This is a genomic window from Kitasatospora sp. NPDC058190, from assembly GCF_042883685.1.
In the GTDB taxonomy this organism is placed as follows: Bacteria; Actinomycetota; Actinomycetes; order Streptomycetales; family Streptomycetaceae; genus Kitasatospora.
Window position 1 is genome coordinate 17,168 of record NZ_JBHVVI010000088.1, and the last position, 20,580, is coordinate 37,747.

Sequence of the window (20,580 nt, forward strand, 5' to 3'; positions counted from 1 at the left end):
GTTTGGGGGAACTGGTTCGGCAAAGCATGTCACTGGCGTAGCAGGTCGCTGGCCTGGTCCCACGGGCTACCGCTCGGGTCCGTTACCGCCTTCCGTCGGCCAGCTGCCAGCGCCTCCCCAGCTTCTCTCCCATTGAGGCAACGGCTCCGGCCGAGCCCACTGCTGGCCCTCCGCCATCTTGCGCGCATCCGGCCAATGCTCCTGTGTGAAGCACTGTGTTCACCCTGTCGGGCAGCGCTTCTGGCGCCCGCAGCGTGCCCGGCCGCCGGTGGGACGGCCAACCATTGTGCGAAAGGCAACCGGCGGGTGAGCTGCACGTGTCACTGTGTCTGTCTGTGATGACGGCAACACGCTTGGGGAGGCTTGGTGGCTGCCGGCAAGAACGCCGAGGGCATGCGGGCGCAGCGGGCTGTGTTCGTGGGCCCGCATCAGTTGCTGCGGCTGTTGGGCGCGGGCGGGATGGGGGAGGTGTACCTGGCCCGTTCGCCTGGGCTGAGACTGCTCGCGGTGAAGGTGATCAGGGCTGAGTACGCCGAGGACCCGCAGTTCCAGCGACGCTTCCAACAGGAGGTCGAGGCCGCGCGGCGGGTGACCGGTTTTCACACCCCGCCCGTAGTGGATGCGGAACCGCGTGGTCGCCGGCCATGGATGGCCACGTCCTACTTACCCGCGCCGACCCTAGGCGAGGTGGTCCTGCGGTTCGGCACTTTCGGCGAGGCGGGGTCACGGGCCCTGGGAGCCGCCCTTGCCGAGGCGTTGGCCGCGATCCACGCGGTGGGGGTGGTGCACCGTGACCTGAAACCGGGGAATGTGCTCATCGCGCGGGACGGTCCGCGCGTCATCGACTTCGGGATCAGCCGCGCTTTCGACGCCGTGCACCTGACCCGGACCGGCATGGTGTGCGGCACACCCGGCTACATCGCCCCCGAGCGCATCGTCTCCGACTCCGTCACCTCCGGCGCGGCCGATATGTTCTCGCTCGGCTGCGTGCTGGTGTACGCACTCACCGGTCGCACGCCGTTCGGCGGCGGTGAGCCCGCGCAGGTTAACCGGCGGGTCGTGTACGAGGAGCCGGACCTCTCCGGAGTGCCCGCCACATTGCTCCCTTTGATCGCCTCCTGCCTGGTCAAGGAACCCGCCCGACGACCGACCGCGACGGCCGTGCTGGGCGCACTGGCCCCGGCCGATCCGGCGGCGCTGCTGGGCCCGCAACTGCTCGCCGACCTCGATGCCCGGGAGCGGCAGGCCGAGGCCGATCTGGGCGCGCCGCAGGCCGATCCGCCCGCGCTGCCAGTGCGTACTTGGCAGTCGCTCAGCCGGCGCGGCCTGTTCGGACTCGGCGCCGGGCTCGGCGCGGGCATGGCCGCCGCCGTTGGCGTGCCGCTGCTGCTCACCCGTCGCGCCCGGCTGGCCCGCGGTTCGGCTACGGTCGGCAAGGCCGCGGACGCGTGGGGCGCCGAAGCGCCGGGTACCGGCACGCCGCCCGCCGCCCCGGCGCCACTGTGGAGCACTCCGATCAGCGGTCTGACGATGGATCACCAGCTGTCCATGCTCGGCGCCACCCCAGTGTGGTGGAGCGAGGGAGCGGGCGCCGACGGTTACGACGGGGCGACGGGCCGTCAGGCCTGGTCCCGGCAGGACGCCCAGTTCTTCCAAGTGCAGAACGACCTGATCTACGGAACCTCCCTGGACTTCGCCAGCCTGGTCTGGCTGGACGGTGCAGCCGGGAGCCGCCGGAGCCCGCTCACCGTCCCCGCCGCGCAGCGCGACGACGCCGCGAGGAGCCTGCGGGTCTTCGGTGCGGACAGCCGGACGGTGGTGCTCGCCCGCGAGACCTCCCCCAACGGCGGCGGGGTCGTGGAGGGGGCCGACTTGACCACCGGAGCGGTGCTCTGGCAGCAGGAGATCACCCAGGACATGGCGGTGGCTACCGCCCGCGACATGGAGACCATGCTGAGTGGCTCTGGCAGCTCAATGGGCTTGGTCGCTGATGGCCGTTGCTACTTCGAGGAGAGCGGCGTCATCCACGCGGTGGACCTGCGCACCGGCGCCTCCCGCTGGCAGGTGACCGGCCTCACCCCTGGCCCCGGGACACCCACGCGGCTGCTGCGCACCGGCGGACTGCTGCTGCTCGTCCGGGGCTTGGCCCTCGTTGCCCTGGACCCGGCCACCGGGCAGCAGCGCTGGGCGGCTCCCGCCGTCCCCCAGGGGGTCTTCGGCTGCGCGCTCGGTGCCGGCCGGCTGCTGCTCTCCGGGGCCCAGGGCACGGCCTACTGCCTGGACGTCACGACCGGCAAGGGGTTGTGGCACACCACCGTGGGGGCAAGGACTGGGACGGGAACGGGCCTGAGCTTTCAGGCGCCGTCGGCCGGAGACGGCTTCTTCGGCGTGCCCCTGCTCGACGGATCGTCCGCAGCGGCCGTCCTGGACGCCGCCGACGGCGCGATCCGCTGGGTGGCGAAGGCGGCCTCCGACGAAGGCCAGTGGACCACCGCGGCCAAGGGCGGAACGCTCTTCTGCGGCTCCGCCACCACGCTGCGCGCCTTCCGGGCAGGTGGTGCGTGAGCACGCGGAGCATCGGCCCGTACCGCGTCCTGCGGCGGCTCGGCGCGGGCGGCATGGGAGACGTCTACCTGGCCGCCACCGACAGCGGACGCCCCGTCGCGGTGAAGACCGTGCAGCAGCAGTACGCGGCCGATGCCGAGTTCCGGCGCAGGTTCACCCAGGAGGTGGCGGCGGCCCGGGCGGTCAACGGGGCCTACACCGTGGCGGTGGTGGATGCCGACACCGAGGCGGAACTCCCCTGGCTGGCGACCGAGTTCGTCGCCGGCCCGTCGCTGCACGAGGCCGTGGCCCGGCACGGCCCGCTCACCGGGCCCGCGCTGCAGGTGCTGGGCGCGGGGCTGGTGGAGGCGCTCACCGCGGTCCACCGCGCCCGGATCATCCACCGCGACCTGAAACCCTCGAACATCCTGATCACCCGGGACGGCCCGAGGGTCATCGACTTCGGCATCAGCAAACCGACGGCCGACGCGCTGCCCACCGCGAGCGGCGAGATCATCGGCACCCCCGGGTTCATGTCCCCCGAACACGCGACAGGCGAGGACCTCACCCCCGCCAGCGACCTGTTCTCACTCGGCGCCGTCCTGGCCTTCGCCGCCACCGGCCGCCCACCCTTCGGCGACGGACCGGCGGCGGTGCTGATCTACCGGTCCGCCGAGGAGCCCCCGGACCTCGACGGAGTGCCGCCTGAACTGGTGGGGCTGCTGGTGCGCTGCCTGGACCGGAACCCGGCCCGGCGGCCCGCACCGGCCGAACTCGTCGCAGCCTTCCGATACGGCCCGGCGGTCGGCACCGACTGGATGGGCGAGGCCGAGCGAACGGTACGCCAACGCGAGCGGGACCTCACCCGGGTGCTGAGAGACCCGAACGGCACCCGACGCCGCCTGCTCGTCCTCGGCGGAGCCCTGCTCGCCACAGCCGCCACGGCAGGCGCCGCCCGGATGCTGTGGCCCGGCCCGGCCGGCGGCGGGCCCCCGACGGCCTGGTCGCTCACGCTCCCCCGAGCCGGCATGGCTCCCGTCGCCTGCGGACCGGCGGTGGTGGTGTGCGCGGACCGCACCGGAGTGGTCGGCTACGCCCGCACCGACGGACGGACGCTGTGGAGCAGCACTGCGGCGACCGGCATTCTCCCGGTTGCCGACGGCAACCGGGTGTGGACCGTGGACTCGGCCGGCGCGGTGCAGGCGCGCGACGCCCGCAGCGGCACGACGCTCTGGCGTTCGACCGACACCGTTCCCGGTGCGCAGTCCGTCGCCCTGCCGATGCCCGGCCTGCTGCTGGTCACAGGCAAGGACGGCGCGCTGCACGCCTACGACGCAACCGGCGGGGACCGACTCTGGACCGGCGCCGCGCTCGGCACCTCCTACCGCCTCCAGGGCATGGCCTCGGCCGGCCTGCTGGTCGTGACGCTCTTCGCCGAGACGAAGGAGGCCGCGAGCGGCGCGTCTCGCTTCACCGTGCTCGACAGCGCGACCGGGCGGCAGCGCTGGTCGCTCGACGCCCAGGACCTGTACGCGCCGCCGACCGGCAGCCAGTTGTACGCCCTGACCTCAGACCTGGCCCTCGCCGCAATAAACGGCCAGGACGGCGCCACCCTCTGGAGCCGGCCCACCAGCCTTCCGCCGGCCTCCGCGACCATGTACCTCGCCTCCTACTACGGCTCGCTCTCGCTCCAACAGGACGTGGTCATCTGCCTGCCGCCAGGAGCCGTGACGGCCTCGGAGCAGCAGGTCAACACGGCGGCCTTCGACTCCGCCCAGGGCACCCGGCTCTGGAGCGGCCCACACAGCGGCTCCGTCACCGGGAGCGCGGACGCCGCAGGGGTACTCGTCCTGGGCGGGCCGCGGGGCGCGTCCGGCACCGGCCTGCGCACCGGGCGCGTCGCCTGGACCTGGCAGTCGCCCCAGGGCGCCGCCACCGTCCGGGGATCCGCCGGGAAGCTGGTCCTCCTCACCGCACCCACCGCCGCCGGCGGGATCACCGTGCAGGCGCTCACCGCCACCGGCGGCGCCCCGCAGTGGCAGCAGACCTTCGCCCGGCAGCCGGGCGACCCGCAGGTCCTCCTCCAGGATTCGGCCCTGGTGGTCGGCTACGGGACCACGCTGACCGCCTACCACCTGCCCAGCAGCTGACCCGCCTCCGAAAGGTTCACCATCAGATGGCCGACATCGAGGACACCCCACCCGCGACGCAGCCGCTGCCGACCGCCGCGTCCACCCGCGTCCTGCCGGGGCAGCCCACCCCGGCCACCCTCCCCGACCCGGCGGACCTGCGCCCCGCCGGCCCCACCCGGCGGTGGACCTGGCTGCTCGGCGGCCTCACCGCCGGGGCCGGCTCCGCCGCCCTCGCGCTGAGCCTGATGGCGAACCTCGTCAACCCGGCGCCGCCCGCCGCGCCGACGACTGCGGTGACCAACCCGGCAACCGTGCCCGGCGGGCCGTCCTCCTCCGGTGCGGCCAACCCGGCTGCCGCCCCCTACACCACGCTGGTCGACGGCTGTGCGCTGCTACGCCCCGAGACGGTCGAGCGCCACATCAAGGGAGCCACCTGCACCGCGCAAACGCCCGTCGGTGGTGCGACCGCGTCGAACGCGAGTTGGACGAGCAAGGACTCCGGCTACGCCGACGCGCAGGTTGGTGTCGTGCTGTCCCCGAACGCGGAGACGGTTTACCAGCAGATGCTGACCACCAGCCGGACCACGGCGACCGGCACTGGCGCGAAGATCACCGACGACCGGGCCGTTCCCGGCCTCGGTGACAAGGCGACCCTGCTCTACATCTCCTACAGCGGTTTCGGCCACGTCGAACTCACGGTGGTCCAGCACAACGCGCTCGTCACCGTCAGGTACTCCGGCCTGACCCTCAAGGACGTTCCCAGCGCCACCGCCGAGGCCGCCGCCATCGCCTGCGCCAAGGACGCGCTGGGCACGCTCACCACCTCGTGAACTCCGCCCTGGACCTGCGCATACGCCCGCCCACTGCCACCTGCCAAACAGCAAGCCGCAGGCAGGCCCGGCCCGGGGCCGCGGCGATGGCGATGCTGTCGGCGGTGTCGAGGACCGTGCTCAGCAGGCGGGTGCGGGTGGCCGTGGTCATCGAGGCGGTCCCTCCGGGTGGCGGTCGAGGCGGGATGGCGCCGCGGACACTCGGGAGTGGAGCGTGGGGTGAAGCCGCCAACTACTGCACCACCTCTTACCGGTCGACAACCGTTCCGTCCGACATTCCCGCCTGGCCCTGGCAGCTGTCCCTGTCCTGGGTGAAGGAGAGCATGGCGCAGGTCCTGGAGCACCGGGCCTTCCCGCTGTCACACAACCCGTCGGCCCGAAACCCCGCAGGTACGGCGTCAGCACCTCCCGGCCGGCCTCCGCGAGCAGGCGGGCCACCTCGTCGTAGGCCCGGACGTCGTAGGGGAAGCCGTGCAGCACGACCACCGGAGCGTCGGTCGTCCGGCGGCGCTCGCCGGTCCGGTGGTAGGCGATCTCCAGAACCGGTGTCGTCACCCGGTGCAGCTCGTGTAGCTCGTGCGAACTCGCAGTCATCCGGTCATGCTCGCATGTCTGACCCGGACACGACTGACCCAGAGTCAGCTGCGCCTGGTCGGGGTCCATCAGCGTCTGGCAGCGCAGCGTGATCGGCCCCACCTCGGGGTGGATGATCCGCTTGCTGTCGTTGGAGGGGCTGCAGTAGTCCGCCGACATCTCGCACAGCACCGCGACTTCCTCGCGCCGCGGCCCCGGAGTGCGCCGCCGGCGCCCTTCGGGAAGCGAGCTGCGGCCAGGTCGCCGGCAGCGAGCGCGCACCACCGACGGCTCGCCCCCCTTGTCACGGGGGGGCGAGCCGTCGGTGTCCTCCGGGGGTGGGCTCCGCTACTGCGGCGTCACGTAGGCGCCGGAGATGCCGCCGTCCACGAGGAAGGTGTTGGCGGTCATGAAGGACGAGTCGTCGGAGGCGAGGAAGGCCACCGCTGCGGCGATCTCCTCGGGCTCGGCGAAGCGGCCGAGCGGGATGTGGACCAGTCGACGGGCGGCCCGCTCCGGGTCCTTGGCGAACAGTTCCTGCAGCAGCGGGGTGTTCACCGGGCCGGGGCAGAGCGCGTTGACCCGGATGCCCTCGCGGGCGAACTGCACGCCCAGCTCGCGGGACATGGCCAGCACTCCGCCCTTGGAGGCGCTGTAGGAGATCTGCGAGGTGGCGGCGCCCATCACCGCGACGAACGAGGCGGTGTTGATGATCGACCCCTTGCCCTGGCGCTGCATGTGCGGGATCGCGTACTTGCAGCACAGGTAGACGCTGGTCAGATTGACCTCCTGGACCCGCTTCCAGGCGTCCAGGCCGGTGGTGAGGATGGAGTCGTCGTCCGGCGGCGAGATGCCCGCGTTGTTGAAGGCGATGTCGAGCCGCCCGTACTCGTCGACGACCCGCTGGAAGAGGTCGCGCACCGCCTGCTCGTCGGTGACGTCGGCCTCGATGAACAGGCCGCCGACCTCGTTCGCGGCCTTGGCGCCGGTCTCCGCGTCGAGGTCGACGCAGACCACCTTGGCACCCTCGGCGGCGAAGCGGCGGGCGGTCGCCAGGCCGATGCCGCTGCCCGCGCCGGTGATGACGGCCACCCGGCCGTCGAGTCGCTGGGTCATGCTGATCACTCCTCCGTGGAGATGAAGACGTTCTTGGTCTGGGTGAAGGCGTCGAGGGCGTCCGGGCCGAGCTCGCGACCGAGGCCGGACTGCTTGAAGCCGCCGAACGGCGTGGTGTAGCGCACCGAGGAGTGCGAGTTGACGGACAGGTTGCCGGCGTCCACGCCGCGCGAGACCCGCAGTGCGCGCCCGACGTCCCTGGTCCAGATGGAGCCGGACAGCCCGTACTCGGTGGCGTTGGCGATGCGCAGGGCGTCCTGTTCGTCGCGGAACGGGACGACCGCGACGACCGGGCCGAAGATCTCCTCGGTGAAGGCGCGGTCGTCGTGCCGCACGGGCGCGAGCACGGTCGGCGGGTACCAGAAGCCGGGCCCGTCGGGGACGCTGCCGCGGAAGGCGACAGCCGACCCGTCCGGGACGTAGGAGGAGACCCGCGCCCGGTGGGCAGCGGAGATCAGTGGGCCCATCTCGGTCTTCTCGTCGGTCGGGTCACCGACCCGCACACCCCGGACGGCTGGTTCCAGGAGCTCCAGGAAGTCCTCGAGAACGGATGCTTCGACCAGGATCCGGGAGCGGGCGCAGCAGTCCTGGCCGGCGTTGTCGAAGACCGCGTACGGGGCCGTCGCGGCGGCCTTGGCGAGGTCGGCGTCGGCGAAGACGATATTGGCGCTCTTGCCGCCGAGTTCGAGGGTGACGGGTTTCACCTGGGCGGCGCAGCCCGCCATGATCTCCTTGCCGACCCGGGTCGAGCCGGTGAACACCACCTTGCGCACGTCGGGGTGGGTGACGAAGCGCTGTCCGACGACCGGGCCGCGGCCGGGCAGGATCTGCAGCACGCCTTCCGGGATCCCGGCCTGGAGGGCGAGTTCGCCGAGGCGCAGGGCGGTGAGTGGAGTGAGTTCGGCCGGTTTGACGATGACGGTGTTGCCGGCGGCCAGCGCCGGGGCCAGGGCCCAGGCGGCGATCGGCATCGGGAAGTTCCACGGCACGATGACCCCGACCACGCCGATCGGTTCCTGGAAGGTGACATCGATGCCGCCGGACACCGGGATCTGTCGGCCGAACAACCGCTCGGGCGCGGCGGCGTAGTACTCGATGACGTCACGCGCGTTGCCCGCCTCCCAGCGCGCGTTGCCGATGGTGTGGCCGGCGTTGGCGACCTCCAGGGCGGCGAGGTGCTCGCGGTCGGCGTCGACGGCGGCGGCGAAGGAGCGCAGCAGCCGAGCTCGGTCGGCGGGTGCCACCCGGCGCCAGGCGTCGAAGGCGGCGCGGGCGCGGGCGACGGCGGCATCGGTTTCGGCGAGGCCGGCCAGTTCGACGGTGGTGATCACCTCCTCGGTGGCGGGGTTGACGACCTCGAAGAGGTCCGGTGCGGTCATGGAGCTGTCTCCCTGTGCGTGGAGGTGGTCTGACTGGCGGTGACGAGCGCGCGGAGGACCCGCACGTCGTCCGGGTCGGTCTCGGGGTGCCACTGGACGCCCAACGCGAAGCGGTGGCCGGGAAGTTCGAGTGCCTCGACGACGCCGTCCGCGCTCCAGGCGGTGACCCGCAGACCGGTGCCGAGCCGGTCGACGGCCTGGTGGTGGTAGCAGGAGACCTCGGCGGCCGACCCCAGGACGGCGGCGAGCCGACTGCCGTCCACCAGGCCGACCCGGTGGCGGACGAAGCGGGCGGGGACGACCTGGTGGCTCTCGTCGGGCAGGTGCTGGAGGAGGCTGCCTCCGAGTTCGACGTTGAGCAGCTGCATGCCGCGGCAGATGCCGAGCATCGGCAGGTCCCGGGCCAGGGCGGCGCCCAGGAGCCGGCTCTCCCAGTCGTCTCGGGCGTGGTGGGGCGGGCCGGTGCGCGAACCGGCGGTCGCCGCGTACCGGGCCGGGTCGATGTCCGGTCCGCCGGCGAGGACGAGCCCGTCCAGGGCGTCGAGCAGGTGGTCGGCCCCGCCGGGTTGCGGTGGCAGCAGCACCGGGGTGCCGCCCGCGCGGACGACGGCGTCGACGTACGTCTGGGGCACGAGGGAGGCGCGCTGGTTCCAGACGGCCCAGGCGGCGTCGTCCTGGTAGCTGGTGATGCCGATCAGCGGTCGGCGGTCGTCGCGGTTCACAGCCGCTCGAATCCGCGGCGCCGCTCCCAGTCGGTCACCGCCCGCTCGTAGGATGCCAGTTCGGTGCGTCCGGCGTGGGTGTAGTGCCGGACGACGTCCTTGCCGAAGGCCTCGGTGGCGACGGCGCTGCGTTCGAAGGCATCGACCGCGTCGCGCAGGGTGGCGGGCACCCGGGGCGCGGCGGAGGCGTACGCGTTTCCGGTGAACTCCGGTTCGAGTTCGAGCTGTTGCTCGACACCGTGCAGTCCGGCCGCGATCAGGGCGGCGACCGCGAGGTACGGGTTGACGTCGCCGCCGGGGACGCGGTTCTCGAAGCGCAGTGAAGGGCCGTGCCCGACCACGCGCAGAGCGCAGGTGCGGTTGTCGCGGCCCCAGGCGATGGCGGTGGGTGCGAAGCTGCCGGGCACGTAGCGCTTGTAGGAGTTGACGGTGGGTGCGAGCAGCAGGGCGAAGTCGGCCAGGCAGGCGAGCTGTCCGGCGAGGAAGTGCTCCATGGTGCGGGAGAAGCCGTGCGGACGGTCACCGGCGAACACCGGGGCGCCCTGCTCGTTGCGCAGGCTCAGATGGATGTGGCAGGAGTTGCCCTCGCGTTCGTCGTACTTCGCCATGAACGTGAGGCTGCAGCCCTCCTGGGCGGCGATCTCCTTGGCCCCGGTCTTGTAGACGACGTGGTTGTCGCAGGTGGTGAGGGCGTCGGCGTACTTGAAGGCGATCTCGTGCTGGCCGAGGTTGCACTCGCCCTTGGCGGACTCGACGGTGAGGCCGGCGCCGGCCATGCCGTTGCGGAGCCGGCGCAGGAGGGGCTCGATCCGGCCGGTGCCGAGGATGGAGTAGTCGACGTTGTACTGGTTGGCCGGGGTGAGCCGGGTGTAGTCCTTGTCCCAGGCCTGTTCGTAGCTGTCCCGGAAGACGATGAACTCCAGCTCGGTGGCGGCCTGGGCCTGCCAGCCGTAGCCGGCCAGCCGGTCCAGCTGGCGCTGCAGGACCTGCCGCGGGGAGACGGCGACCGGGGTGCCGTCGTGGTGGACGACGTCGCACTGCACCATGACGGTGGCGGGGTGCCAGGGGACGGACCGCAGGGTGGCGAGGTCGGGGCGCAGCGTCAGGTCACCGTAGCCGTTCTCCCAGGACGAGATCTCGTACCCGTCGACGGTGTTCATGTCGACGTCGACGGCCAGCAGGTAGCCGCAGCCCTCCGCGGCGCCGGGCACCACGTCGTCGAGGAAGTACTCGGCGGCGACGCGCTTGCCCTGGAGGCGCCCCTGCATGTCGGTCATGGCGAGCACGACGGTGTCGACGGACCCGTCGGCGACGCGGGCGCGCAGTTCGTCGAGGGTCAGCCGGGGGCTGGTCATCGGACCTCCAGTTCGGTGTCCTGGGCGTCGGGGTCGGACGGTGTGCCGTGGACGTGCGGGCCGGTGAACCAGTGGCGGGCGGACACCAGCCACCACAGGCCGGCGAAGCCCAGCACGGCGGCCACGGCGACCGGGGTGTAGTTGAAGCTCTCGGCGGTGATCGGACTGGCGGTGGGGAGCATGAACAGGACTGTGATCACCGCGGTCCAGCCGACCGCGACGACGCCGACCGGCCGGCTCCAGCGTCCCAGGTGCCAGGGGCCGCGCGGGAAGTCCTCGCCCTGACGCAGCCGCAGGTACACCGGGATGACGTAGGAGATGTAGAGGCCGATGACGGAGATGGAGGTCACGGCGGTGTAGGCGGTGGTGTTCCAGAGCGCGGGCAGCCCCAGCAGCAGCGCGCCACCGGTCGCCAGCCAGACGGCGTTGGTCGGGGTCTGGGTGCGTGGGGAGATGCGGTGCCACAGGCGGGAGCCGGGGAGCGCGCCGTCGCGGGAGAAGGCGTAGATCATGCGGGAGTTGGCGGTGACGGAGGCCATGCCGCAGAAGAACTGGGCGCCGATGACGATGAGCAGCAGCAGCTGGGCGCCGCCGTCGCCGATCGCGTCGATGAAGATCTGCGCGGGCGGGACCTGGGTGTTGCTGTTGAGCGCGCCGTCGTAGTCGCGGATGGCGAAGGTGATGCCGAGCAGCAGGATCCAGCCCGCCACCAGGGAGACGGTGATGGCGTTGACGATGCCCCGGGGGCCTGAGCGGGCGGCGTCGTGGGTCTCCTCGGTCATGTGCGCGGAGGCGTCGTAGCCGGTGAGGGTGTACTGGGCCATCAGCAGGCCGAGCATCGCGACGTAGAACTGGTTGTGGAAACCGGTGTTGTCGACGAACTCGGTGAGGACGAAGGAGACGGAGGCGTGCCGCTCGGGGAGGAACGCCAGCGCGCCGACGATGATCGCGACGCCGATCAGGTGCCACCACACGGACACGCTGTTGAGGACCGCGACCAGGCGCACCCCGAAGGTGTTGAGCAGGCCGTGCACCACCAGGATGACCGCGAAGATCTCCATGGTGTGCGCGGGGCTGGCCTCGACGCCGAAGCGGAGCGTCAGGAAGGCGTTGGTGAAGAACGCGGCACCGTAGTCGACGCTCGCGGTCACCGCGACCTGGCCGAGGAAGTTGAACCAGCCGGTGAACCAGCTCCAGGCCGGGCCGCGGGTGCGGGTCAGCTTGGCGGACCAGTAGTAGAGCCCGCCGGCCGTCGGGTAACTGGAACAGATCTCGGCCATCGCCAGGCCGACGCAGAGCGTGAGGAGGCCGACCACCGGCCAGCCCCAGATGATCATCGCGGGGCCGCCGGTGTTCATCCCCGTCCCGTACAGGGTCAGGCAGCCGGACAGGATGGAGACGATGGAGAAGGAGACGGCGAAGTTGGAGAAGCCTGACATCGAGCGGGCCAGTTCCTGGGTGTAGCCCAGCTCGCGGAGCCGCTGTTCGTCGGCGGAAACGGGGGCGGTGTTCTCCGGAAACACTTCGGGGGCAGGGTGATCGGGTGAGCGTGCGTCGGTCATGGGCACCCCTGGGGGTTGAGGGCGTGCCGGGGAGTACACGGCCACGACGGCGTGGCGCGGTCGCCCCGACGGGTTCGACGGTCGGACGGCTCTTCAATGGCCTGGAACCAGTCCATTGGGGTGGGTGAGCAGCATCGTTCCGGCTGGATCGGGGCCGCGTCAAGAGCGAGGAGGGAACGAGTCCGGGGAACCCGTTCATAGGTACGATTCCGGCGTGGACGTGGACGAAACACGTGAGCAGGCGCGGCTCGGCTGGCAGGCCGGGGCGATCTTCCGCCCGGTCCGGACCGGCAACGCCTTCGAGGAGACCGTCGAGAGGCTGCTCCAGGCGATCAAGCTCGGCGTCTTCGACGTCGGCGACCGACTGCCCGCCGAACGGGATCTCGCCGCCCGGCTCGGCGTCAGCCGGGAGACCCTGCGCGAGGCGCTGCGCACGCTGCACCAGGCCGGCTGCGTCGAACCCCGCCGCGGCCGGTACGGCGGCACCTTCGTCACCTACCGGCTGCCCGCGCCGGACGTCGCCGACCTGCGCCGCGCGGCCCGCGACCTCGGCGGCGCACTGGAGGACGCGCTGACCTACCGCCAGGTGCTGGAGGTCGGCGCCGCCGAGGCAGCCGCCCGTCGCCCCCTCTCCCCCGACCAGCGGGCCCACCTGGAGAGCCGACTGACCGACCTGGAGGGAGCCCCGCCGGAGCAGTACCGCCAGCTGGACTCGCGCTTCCACCTCGCCATCGGCGAGCTCACCGGCTCCCCCACCCTTGCCACGGCCATCGCCGAGGCCAGGATGCGTCTCAACGACCTGCTCAACGCCATCCCCATGCTGGACCGGAACATCGAGCACGCCGCCGAGCAGCACCGGGCGATGGTCCGGGCGATCCTGGCCGGCGACGGTGACGCCGCCCGACGCGCCACCGAGGAACACCTCGCCGCTACGGCCGCACTGCTGCGGGGCTTCCTGGCCTGAGGCTCCCCCCGGACCTCGCGTGCGTGGCGACGACGGAGATGCGACGAGGCGCGGCCTCGGCGCATCTGACGAGAAGTCGGTCAAACCTGTCCTGAAGGCGCGAGGTCAGGAGGGGGCAGCCGCCGAGAAGCTCAGCACGGAGTCGACAGGGCGCCGCAGCGACCGAACGTCCGGGGCCGGGGCGTAGGAGAGCCGGAAAAGCATCAGCTCGGCCTCGCCGGGGTGGTGCGGGGCGACTTCGGACAGCCTGGCGCGCAGCGCGCGCAGTGTGGCGATCTCGCTGGGCTCGAGTCCGACTCCGTCGCCTCGTTCGACGCGTGCGAGGAGGTAGGGCAGGGCGGTGAGGGGCTGGAGCGCGAGGCCGAGCGAGGTGACGGTGAGCCACAGCCGCTGGAGCGCACGACCGCCCCGCAGATACGCGTCGGGTGTGGTGCCCGCGATGCTCAGGACGCCGATCGCCGAGGATGCCGCGAGGAGTTTGCGGGCGCTCTCCTCGAACGTCGAACCGCCCCCGATCCGTTGCAGGAAGGCCAGGTTGGGCCAGTGCCGGGCGACGGAGACGCCCGCCAGGTCGGCGCGGTCGAGTCCCAGCGTGGCGATGTCGATGCCATCCCGGGTACGTCGCACTTCGTGCGCGTTCCACCGCATTTCGGCCATCATGTCCCGGTGCAGCGGCCGGGACATCATCCGCAGCCGGTCACCCACACCCAGAATGCGGCCGATCTCGTCCAGTTGGCTCCGGTCGGTGACCAGTTGGAGCCCGGTGCCGCTCTCGGTCGCACACCGGGTCAGCGTGGCGGCCGCCGAAGCAGCGAGTGCGACGGCCGGTCCAGGGGCCCGGTTGGTCGTACGGTGCTCGATCCAGTCGGCCAGTGCCGGGCGGGCGGCCTGCGGGTCCTCGGTGAAGGCGAGTTCGCAGACGAGGTCCGGGTCGGAAGGGTCGGGGAAGGAGCGCGCCCGGCACGCCCATCCCGCGGCTCGTGCGGCCAGGTCGATGTTCTCCACCGCCGCGCCGATGGCCAGATGGCCGGCGGACCGCTCGAAGTCGAGCAGCGTCGACGGCTGACCGCCGTCGAAGCGGCATTCCAGTACGCGCCCGCGGGAGACGAAGCGCCAGGGCTGGGTGTTGCCCCCGGACGGCGCCTGGATCCCGTACGAGACCAGGCGGCGCACGCCCTCCTCGTCCAAGGGCCGACCGCGCTCGGGCAGGACGAGCGAAGGCGTACCGGGCCCTGGCTCGATCTCGGGTTCGGGTTCGGGTTCGGCGGCCGGCATGGCGATCTCCGCACCGTCGCGGACCAGTTCCCCCGGGTCGACGAAATAGCGGCCCGACGTGGTGAAGGTGCCCAGGAGGAGCCGTCGGGCCGTGTCGGTGACCAGGGCGGCACCCAGTGCCACCCCCGAGGCGAGCTGCGGCCAGGAGGAGATGGTCTGCCCTATCTCGACCAGTGACGGAACGAAACGCTCCGACGGCCTTTCCTGATCCAGGATCCGCAGGACGTAAGGCACCTTCTCCCGGGTGGACAAGGTCTTGAGGTCGGAGGCCGCCACACCGTCGAGCAGTCCGTGCAGCAGGGGGCGCTCCCGGTCGAGGTCGAACCGCTCCACGTCCAGCATGCCCCGCTCGTTGGTCTCCATCAGCACCGCGATGCCGTGCACCCTCCGAGGTGTTCGGCAGCGGCTCGCAGGACGTCGGCCGCAAGGAGATCGTCCTTGCCGTACCGCACCATCTCCCCGTGACCGAGACGGGCATACGCCCGCTCCTGCGCGACCAGGAACTCGTGGTGGTCGGGATCGTCGAAGCGGACGGCGAACAGCTTCAGATGCATCAGGAACCTCAAGGATCGGAGTCGTTCGAACTCACGATCGGCATCATGCCCCTCGCCGTAGGAGCTGATGCGGTAGAGCCTGGGCCGAACGGCCGGCCCACCGGTGGGCGTTGAGGTCGTGAAGCCCTCCCTCGGGGGCGGACTGGGCTACGTACGACCCGTGCCCCAGGCCGACAGGCAGCGCGGGTCGTGGCCACCTTCTGCTCGGCGGCCACCCCTACGGGAACCTCTGGCGGCGAGCGACGTCTCGGCACACGAGGATCCCCAGCGCCCTGGATCCTGGCGCACGGCCACACCCGCGACACCGGCCCCGGCCGGACCGGGGCAGGGCCGTCGAGCCGGGGCCCCGGTCGGCCGGGCTGGAGTCACCGCCCACCGGTGCGGCGATCGCTACTCCACGACCTGGACCTTGTCGGCCTGCATCCCCTTCTGGCCCTGGACGGCCTCGAAGGTGACCTTCTGACCCTCGACCAGCGACTTGAAACCGCTCCCCTCGATCGCACGGAAGTGCACGAACAGGTCAGGGCCCGACTCCGGGGTGATGAAGCCGTATCCCTTCTCGTCGTTGAACCACTTCACGGTGCCGTTCTGGCGCTCGGCCATGTGTTCTGTCCTTTGCGTTCGGGTCGCACTGACCCCGAGATCCTCTCACGCAGAGAGTCGATTCCAGCACGGAAGGTGACGGTTGCGGGCCGGGTGCCGCCGTTGGAGGTGGCGTCGCACCGCAGCGCCGCAAGGTTCGGCCACTGTCGTTGACCACTTGTATGGTCAAGCCCCCAACTTGGCTCCCCTTCGGGGCTGGCCGCAACCCGAACGGGGCCGTCCGGTGGCACCGGCCACCGGGCGGCCCCGGGCGAGCGGATCAGGAGGTCAGGCCGCTCGGGCGAACCCGGCCGGTCAGGCGGTCGGGGCGAGCGTGCCGTCGAAGGTGGCGGCCGCGAGGCCGAAGGACAGCGTCATGCCGATGCCCGAGGTGACCGATATCGCCCGGACCCCCGGCGCCAGGTCGCGCACCAGCAGCGGGCCGCGGGGGCTGCTGGCGTAGACGCCCTGCCAGCGTTCGAGGATCCGCAGGCGCTCGACGCCCAGGACCTGGGCGACGGCCCCGATCAGCAGCTCGTAGGTGCGCTCGTCGATGAACGGCGGCGTGGTGGCGTCGTAGTGGTGCGAGTCTCCGACCAGCACGGTGCCGTCCGGGAGCCTGGTGAACATCACGTTGGCGCCGATCTCCAGCAGCTCCGCGCTGTGCCCGAGTACCTCCTCCCGCAGCCGGGCGGCCGAGGGGCGGGAGGTGAAGGCGTCGTAGCGGAGCATCGAAGTGGCCGTCAGCACCGCGGAGTCGGTGCGGAAGCCGGCCGGGGCCTCGGCCCGTGCCATGGTGAGCCGGCAGCGCTGGACCCCGTGGTCCTCGGCGATGTCGGGGAACAGGTAGTCCAGGTCGTGGCCGACGCAGATCAGGATCCGGTCACCGTGGACCGGGCCGCGGGTGGTGTGCACCGTCCCGGATTCGACGCCGGTGACGGCGGTGCCCCACAGGATTCGGCCCTGCGGCTGCTCGGCCACCCAGCGGGCCAGGCCGGGCGCCGCCTCGCGCGGGTTCACCCGCAGGTCGGCGGGCAGCAGCGCACCGCCCACCAGGTCGCCGGCCGCGCCGGCCGCGCGGCCCAGCAGCGCGGCCGTCTGCGCGGCGGTGCGCAGCTCGACGGCATCGCCGCCGCGCTCGGCGCGCAGCTCCTCCAGGACGGCCGCCTCGGTCGCCGACCGGGCGACCACCAGGGTGCCGGCCTCCGCGGCCCAGATGCCGGCAGCCTCGGCGGCGCGCAGCCAGCCGGGCCGGGAACGCTGGGCGAGGGCGAGCAGTTCGCCGTCCTGGGCGCTGATGCAGCAGTGGCCGAAGTTGCGGACCGAGGCGCCGACAGGCCGCCGGTCGCGGTCGACGACGGTGACGGACAGCCCCTTGCTCAGCGCCTCGAAGGCGTGGGCCAGGCCGATGATGCCGGCCCCGACGATCACCACGTCGCTGCGGCCGGGCGCGGCGGGGGTGTGCGGACGGGATTCGACGGGGGCGGTGGTGGGTGTGCTGCTGCTCATGGCTCCAGGTTCCGGGTTGGTGGGCGTCGAGGTCAAGAGATGTATGTACAAGTTACCGTCTGTTCATTCGCTCGACGAACAGCGGGGACGGGCGGCCGTCCAGGGAAACCCGCAGGTGGCCCCGCCTTGAGAAGTTCCGCCCCCGAGTGTCATAGTCGGCTTGTGAAGACAAGTGATGAGCTTCCTCTCCACCAACGGCTCGGCGCCGAGTTCCAGCGCCGCATCGAGTCCGGCGAGTGGCCCGAGGGCGAGCCGGTGCCCAGCGAGTCGCAGCTCTGCGCCGAGTTCGGCACCTCCCGCGGCCCGGTCCGCCAGGCCCTGGCCATGCTGCGCCGCGAGGGCAGTCTGGTCGGCGGGCGCGGGAAACCGCCGGTCGCCCGCCGCTCGGCCCCCTCCCAGCCGTTCGGCACCTTCCTGTCCTTCACCCAGTGGGCCCGAAGCATCGGCCGCGAGCCCGGGCAGACGACCGTCGAGGTGGCCCGCCGCCGGGCGACCCCGGAGGCGGCGGCCCGGCTCGGCCTCACCGAGGGCGAGCCGGTCGTCGAACTGGTCCGGCTGCGACTGCTGGACGGCGTTCCGGCCATGCTGGAGCGCTCCACCTTCGTCCACGAGGTCGGCCGGATCCTGTTCGACTTCGACCCGGACAGCGGCTCCGTCTACGAGGAGCTGCTGCGCCGCGAGGTCGACCTGCACCACGCCCGGCACACCATCGACGCCGTCGCCGCCGAACCGGGCGACGCGGAGCTCCTGCACGTCGCCCTCGGCGCCCCGCTGCTGCGCGTGCGGCGGCTCACCACGTCGAGCCAGGGCGTGCCGCTGGAGGACGCGGACGACCGCTACCTGCCCGCCATGGCCACCTTCACCATCGAGAACACCATCAACGGCCGTACCGTGATCGGCCGTTACCGCACCGAAGAGGACTGACACCGTGATCGAGCTCGCCGCCCTGGACATGGCCGGTACCACCATCAACGAAGCCGGTGCCGTCTACCGGGCCCTGCGCACCGCCGTCGAGCGCACCGGGGTGCCGGTCGCCGAGGCCGACCTCCAGACCTGGATGGGCACCGACAAGCGCGAGGCCATCGCCGCCCTGGTCCGCCTCGGCGGCGGCACCCCGACCCCGGAACTCGTCGAGGACGGCTACGCGGCGTTCCGCGAGTTCCTGCGCGAGGCCTACCGGACCACTCCCCCGCAGGCCATCCCCGGTGTCGAGGAGGCCCTCGCCGAGCTGCGCCGACGCGGCATCAAGGTGGCCCTGACCACCGGCTTCAGCGACGACGTCGCGTACCCGTTGCTGGAGTCGCTCGGGTGGTCCGCCGGCGAGGGCGGCAACCTCGACGCGGTCGTCACCTCGGACGAGGTCCCGCGCGGGCGTCCGGCGCCGCACATGATCCACCGGGCGATGGAGAAGACCGGGGTCATCGACACCCGTCGGGTGCTGGCGGCCGGCGACACCGTCGTGGACGTCGAGGCCGGCGCCAACGCCGGGGCCGGTGTGGTGATCGGCGTCCTGACCGGGGAGCTCACCCGCGCGGACTTCGAGGGGTACCCGCAGACCCACGTACTGGACAGCGTCGCCGACATCCCGTCGCTGCCGGAGGCCCGGCCCTCGGTCTGATCCCACTTGTCGAGACAGCCGCCGAGGTGTGTCCACCCCGGCGGCTGTCCGGCATCCTGCTCTCCGGCAGGCCACGCCCGCGTCACCGCCCGGACGGGAGCAGTGCGCTCGCGGATGCCTTCACCGTCTGCGACCACTACTTCTGTTCCACGCTGACCCAGACCAACCGTTCCTTTGGACCGATCAGGAGTGAATCCCGATGAGCCGCACGCCCCGAACGGTCTTGGGCGCACTGGTCCCCGGCGTACTCAACCCCGCTGGGCGACACGCATCCCGTGCGTGGTCCTTCCTGGGAGGCCGGTTCCCTCACGACCCGGCCACACGGACACGGCCAGCGACGACGGGGAGGCCCTGAACCATCACTCCGGTGGAGCGGGGGCCCCGCACGCCGACACCGAGCCGACGGCCGGCTTCAGCTGGACCACGTACGCGGAACGGCTGGAGGCCGCCGGGATCAGCTGGAAGGTGTACCAGCAGAGCGACAACTTCGACGACAACGCCCTCGCCTGGTTCGCCAACTTCAAGAACGCCAAGCCGGGTTCGCCGCTGCACGACAAGGGCATGGCCACCGTCCCCGACCTGGTCGCCGCCTTCCAGAAGGACGTCGACGCCGGCACCCTGCCGCAGGTCTCCTGGATCGTCACCCCGGCCTCGCTCTCCGAGCACGCCAACTACAAGCCCGCGTACGGCGAGGACCTGTCCGCGCGGCTGCTCAAGGTGCTGGCGGCCGACCAGAGCGTCTGGTCGCAGACCGCCTTCATCCTCAACTACGACGAGAACGGCGGCTTCTTCGACCACGTCCCGCCGCCGATCCCGCCGGTCTCCTCCAGCCAGGGCATCAGCTCCGTCCCCACCACCGGTGAGATCTCGGGCGGCCAGGCGATCGGCATGGGCCCTCGCGTCCCGCTCATCGTGGTCTCGCCGTGGACCCGGGGCGGTTACGTCAACTCCCACGCCGCTTCGCCGGCAACCGCACCACCGCCTGCGCCAGCGGCGCGGCGCCGGTGGAAGTCGCCTCCGGCTACGACACCGCCGACAACAAGCTGAACCTGGCCTTCACCAACACCGGCGGTACGGCGGCCACCATCACCGTCACGGACAACACCTACGGCACCGGCGGCCCCTGGACGTACACCGTCCCGGCCGGGACCACCGCCTCCGCCCCGGTCAGCGCCTCCTTCGCCACCAAGAGCGGCTGGTACGACCTGACCGTCACCGCCGACACCTCCGACGGCTTCCTGCGCCGACTGGCCGGCCACGTCGAGACCGGAGCGGTGCGCACCACCGACCCGGGCCCGAGCGGCAACCAGACCCCGCCGCCCGCCGCGGGCCTGGTCAACGGCACCTTCGAGGCCGGCGGCCTGACCGGCTGGACGGCCTCCGGCAGCGCGAGCACCACCACCACGGCCACCCACAGCGGAACGTACGCGGCCATGCTGGGCGCCACCACGGCGACCAACGGCGACTCTTCGCTCTCCCAGACCTTCACCGCGCCGAGCGGCACCACGCAGCTGTCCTTCTGGTACCGGATGACCACGTCCGACACCGTCGCCTACGACTGGGCCACCGCGACCCTGACCGACGACACCACCGGCGCCACCACCACCGTGCTGCCCAAGACCTGTACCGACATGACCACTTGGTCCCGGGTGGCGGCCGCCGTCACGGCCGGGCACAGCTACACGCTGACCCTGGTCAACCACGACGACGACTACGCGGGCGACCCGACGTACACCCTGTACGACGACGTCACGCTGTCCTGATCCGGCCGTCGCGGGGGCCGGGCGGTCGCCCACCGCCCCCCGCCCCCCCCCCGCCCCGCCCCGGGGCGCCCCGCCCCCGAAACCGGGCCGCGGCCCCCCGCC

At 72.0% G+C, this 20,580-nt stretch carries 16 protein-coding genes and 1 pseudogene; 9 read left to right on the forward strand and 8 right to left on the reverse strand.

Annotated elements, in window-relative coordinates:
- Positions 1–366 precede the first annotated feature (366 nt).
- From ACFVWU_RS31925 to ACFVWU_RS31935, 3 genes are read left to right on the forward strand one after another with little or no spacing between them, the layout of a single operon-like run.
- A complete protein-coding gene (locus ACFVWU_RS31925) occupies positions 367–2,565 on the forward strand; it encodes a protein kinase (RefSeq protein ID WP_387627390.1) in 2,199 nt (732 codons plus the stop codon).
- On the forward strand, positions 2,562–4,694 hold the full coding sequence (locus ACFVWU_RS31930) for a PQQ-binding-like beta-propeller repeat protein (RefSeq protein WP_387627392.1): 2,133 nt from the start codon (positions 2,562–2,564) through the stop codon (positions 4,692–4,694). The genes ACFVWU_RS31925 and ACFVWU_RS31930 overlap by 4 nt, the downstream gene beginning before the upstream one ends.
- A 26-nt stretch (positions 4,695–4,720) precedes the next feature.
- Positions 4,721–5,506, forward strand: coding sequence for a hypothetical protein (locus tag ACFVWU_RS31935; RefSeq protein WP_387627393.1), 786 nt, complete (start codon positions 4,721–4,723; stop codon positions 5,504–5,506).
- A gap of 921 nt (positions 5,507–6,427) precedes the next feature.
- On the opposite strand, the gene ACFVWU_RS31940 is transcribed toward ACFVWU_RS31935, so the two are convergent.
- From ACFVWU_RS31940 to ACFVWU_RS31960, 5 genes are read right to left on the reverse strand one after another with little or no spacing between them, the layout of a single operon-like run.
- Positions 6,428–7,195: a 3-oxoacyl-ACP reductase gene (locus ACFVWU_RS31940; protein ID WP_387627395.1), complete on the reverse strand. Its 768-nt coding sequence runs from the start codon at positions 7,193–7,195 to the stop codon at positions 6,428–6,430.
- Between the two features lie 5 nt (positions 7,196–7,200).
- Positions 7,201–8,574 (reverse strand): aldehyde dehydrogenase family protein, encoded by a 1,374-nt coding sequence (locus tag ACFVWU_RS31945; RefSeq protein ID WP_387627397.1) that lies wholly within the window; start codon positions 8,572–8,574, stop codon positions 7,201–7,203.
- Positions 8,571–9,296: a gamma-glutamyl-gamma-aminobutyrate hydrolase family protein gene (locus ACFVWU_RS31950; RefSeq protein WP_387627399.1), complete on the reverse strand. Its 726-nt coding sequence runs from the start codon at positions 9,294–9,296 to the stop codon at positions 8,571–8,573. The genes ACFVWU_RS31945 and ACFVWU_RS31950 overlap by 4 nt, the downstream gene beginning before the upstream one ends.
- The gene (locus tag ACFVWU_RS31955) at positions 9,293–10,651 is read right to left on the reverse strand and encodes a glutamine synthetase family protein (RefSeq protein WP_387627401.1); all 1,359 of its coding nucleotides are present in this window, start codon (positions 10,649–10,651) and stop codon (positions 9,293–9,295) included. Before ACFVWU_RS31955 ends, ACFVWU_RS31950 begins: the two co-directional genes overlap by 4 nt.
- Positions 10,648–12,213, reverse strand: a complete 1,566-nt coding sequence (locus ACFVWU_RS31960) for an amino acid permease (RefSeq protein WP_387627402.1) — start codon at positions 12,211–12,213, stop codon at positions 10,648–10,650. The genes ACFVWU_RS31955 and ACFVWU_RS31960 overlap by 4 nt, the downstream gene beginning before the upstream one ends.
- Positions 12,214–12,427: 214 nt before the next feature.
- Here ACFVWU_RS31960 and ACFVWU_RS31965 point away from each other — a divergent pair, with 214 nt between their 5' ends.
- Positions 12,428–13,177 (forward strand): FadR/GntR family transcriptional regulator, encoded by a 750-nt coding sequence (locus ACFVWU_RS31965; RefSeq protein WP_387627404.1) that lies wholly within the window; start codon positions 12,428–12,430, stop codon positions 13,175–13,177.
- Positions 13,178–13,282: 105 nt separating this feature from the next.
- Here ACFVWU_RS31965 and ACFVWU_RS31970 read toward each other — a convergent pair.
- A pseudogene (locus ACFVWU_RS31970) lies at positions 13,283–14,842 on the reverse strand (Rv1355c family protein); the annotation flags it as partial.
- Between the two features lie 71 nt (positions 14,843–14,913).
- On the opposite strand from ACFVWU_RS31970, the gene ACFVWU_RS31975 reads away from it, so the two are divergent.
- Positions 14,914–15,120: a hypothetical protein gene (locus ACFVWU_RS31975; protein ID WP_387627406.1), complete on the forward strand. Its 207-nt coding sequence runs from the start codon at positions 14,914–14,916 to the stop codon at positions 15,118–15,120.
- A gap of 276 nt (positions 15,121–15,396) precedes the next feature.
- Here the strand turns inward: ACFVWU_RS31975 and ACFVWU_RS31980 are convergent, their stop codons facing one another.
- Entirely contained in the window at positions 15,397–15,609 is a 213-nt protein-coding gene (locus ACFVWU_RS31980; RefSeq protein WP_387627408.1) for a cold-shock protein, read from the reverse strand.
- Between the two features lie 294 nt (positions 15,610–15,903).
- A complete protein-coding gene (locus tag ACFVWU_RS31985) occupies positions 15,904–17,097 on the reverse strand; it encodes a TIGR03364 family FAD-dependent oxidoreductase (RefSeq protein WP_387627409.1) in 1,194 nt (397 codons plus the stop codon).
- Between the two features lie 162 nt (positions 17,098–17,259).
- Here ACFVWU_RS31985 and ACFVWU_RS31990 point away from each other — a divergent pair, with 162 nt between their 5' ends.
- The 4 genes from ACFVWU_RS31990 to ACFVWU_RS32005 all read left to right on the forward strand — a co-directional run bounded on the left by ACFVWU_RS31990 (position 17,260) and on the right by ACFVWU_RS32005 (position 20,478).
- A complete protein-coding gene (locus ACFVWU_RS31990) occupies positions 17,260–18,021 on the forward strand; it encodes a GntR family transcriptional regulator (protein ID WP_387627411.1) in 762 nt (253 codons plus the stop codon).
- A gap of 4 nt (positions 18,022–18,025) precedes the next feature.
- The gene (locus tag ACFVWU_RS31995; RefSeq protein WP_387627413.1) at positions 18,026–18,715 is read left to right on the forward strand and encodes a phosphonatase-like hydrolase; all 690 of its coding nucleotides are present in this window, start codon (positions 18,026–18,028) and stop codon (positions 18,713–18,715) included.
- A gap of 279 nt (positions 18,716–18,994) precedes the next feature.
- Positions 18,995–19,762, forward strand: coding sequence for an alkaline phosphatase family protein (locus tag ACFVWU_RS32000; protein WP_387627415.1), 768 nt, complete (start codon positions 18,995–18,997; stop codon positions 19,760–19,762).
- Positions 19,720–20,478 carry a phospholipase domain-containing protein gene (locus tag ACFVWU_RS32005; RefSeq protein WP_387627416.1) on the forward strand — a complete coding sequence of 253 codons (759 nt, stop codon included), beginning with the start codon at positions 19,720–19,722 and terminating at the stop codon, positions 20,476–20,478. Before ACFVWU_RS32000 ends, ACFVWU_RS32005 begins: the two co-directional genes overlap by 43 nt.
- Positions 20,479–20,580: the final 102 nt, after the last annotated feature.

What these genes read in the sequence shown, in the direction of transcription:
- ACFVWU_RS31940 (WP_387627395.1), bottom strand. Translation starts at nt 7,195, where the DNA reads ATGACCCAGCGACTCGACGGCCGGGTGGCCGTCATCACCGGCGCGGGC.
- ACFVWU_RS31960 (WP_387627402.1), bottom strand. Translation starts at nt 12,213, where the DNA reads ATGACCGACGCACGCTCACCCGATCACCCTGCCCCCGAAGTGTTTCCG.
- ACFVWU_RS31980 (WP_387627408.1), bottom strand. Translation starts at nt 15,609, where the DNA reads ATGGCCGAGCGCCAGAACGGCACCGTGAAGTGGTTCAACGACGAGAAG.
- ACFVWU_RS31985 (WP_387627409.1), bottom strand. Translation starts at nt 17,097, where the DNA reads ATGAGCAGCAGCACACCCACCACCGCCCCCGTCGAATCCCGTCCGCAC.
- ACFVWU_RS31945 (WP_387627397.1), bottom strand. Translation starts at nt 8,574, where the DNA reads ATGACCGCACCGGACCTCTTCGAGGTCGTCAACCCCGCCACCGAGGAG.
- ACFVWU_RS31935 (WP_387627393.1), top strand. Translation starts at nt 4,721, where the DNA reads ATGGCCGACATCGAGGACACCCCACCCGCGACGCAGCCGCTGCCGACC.
- ACFVWU_RS31955 (WP_387627401.1), bottom strand. Translation starts at nt 10,651, where the DNA reads ATGACCAGCCCCCGGCTGACCCTCGACGAACTGCGCGCCCGCGTCGCC.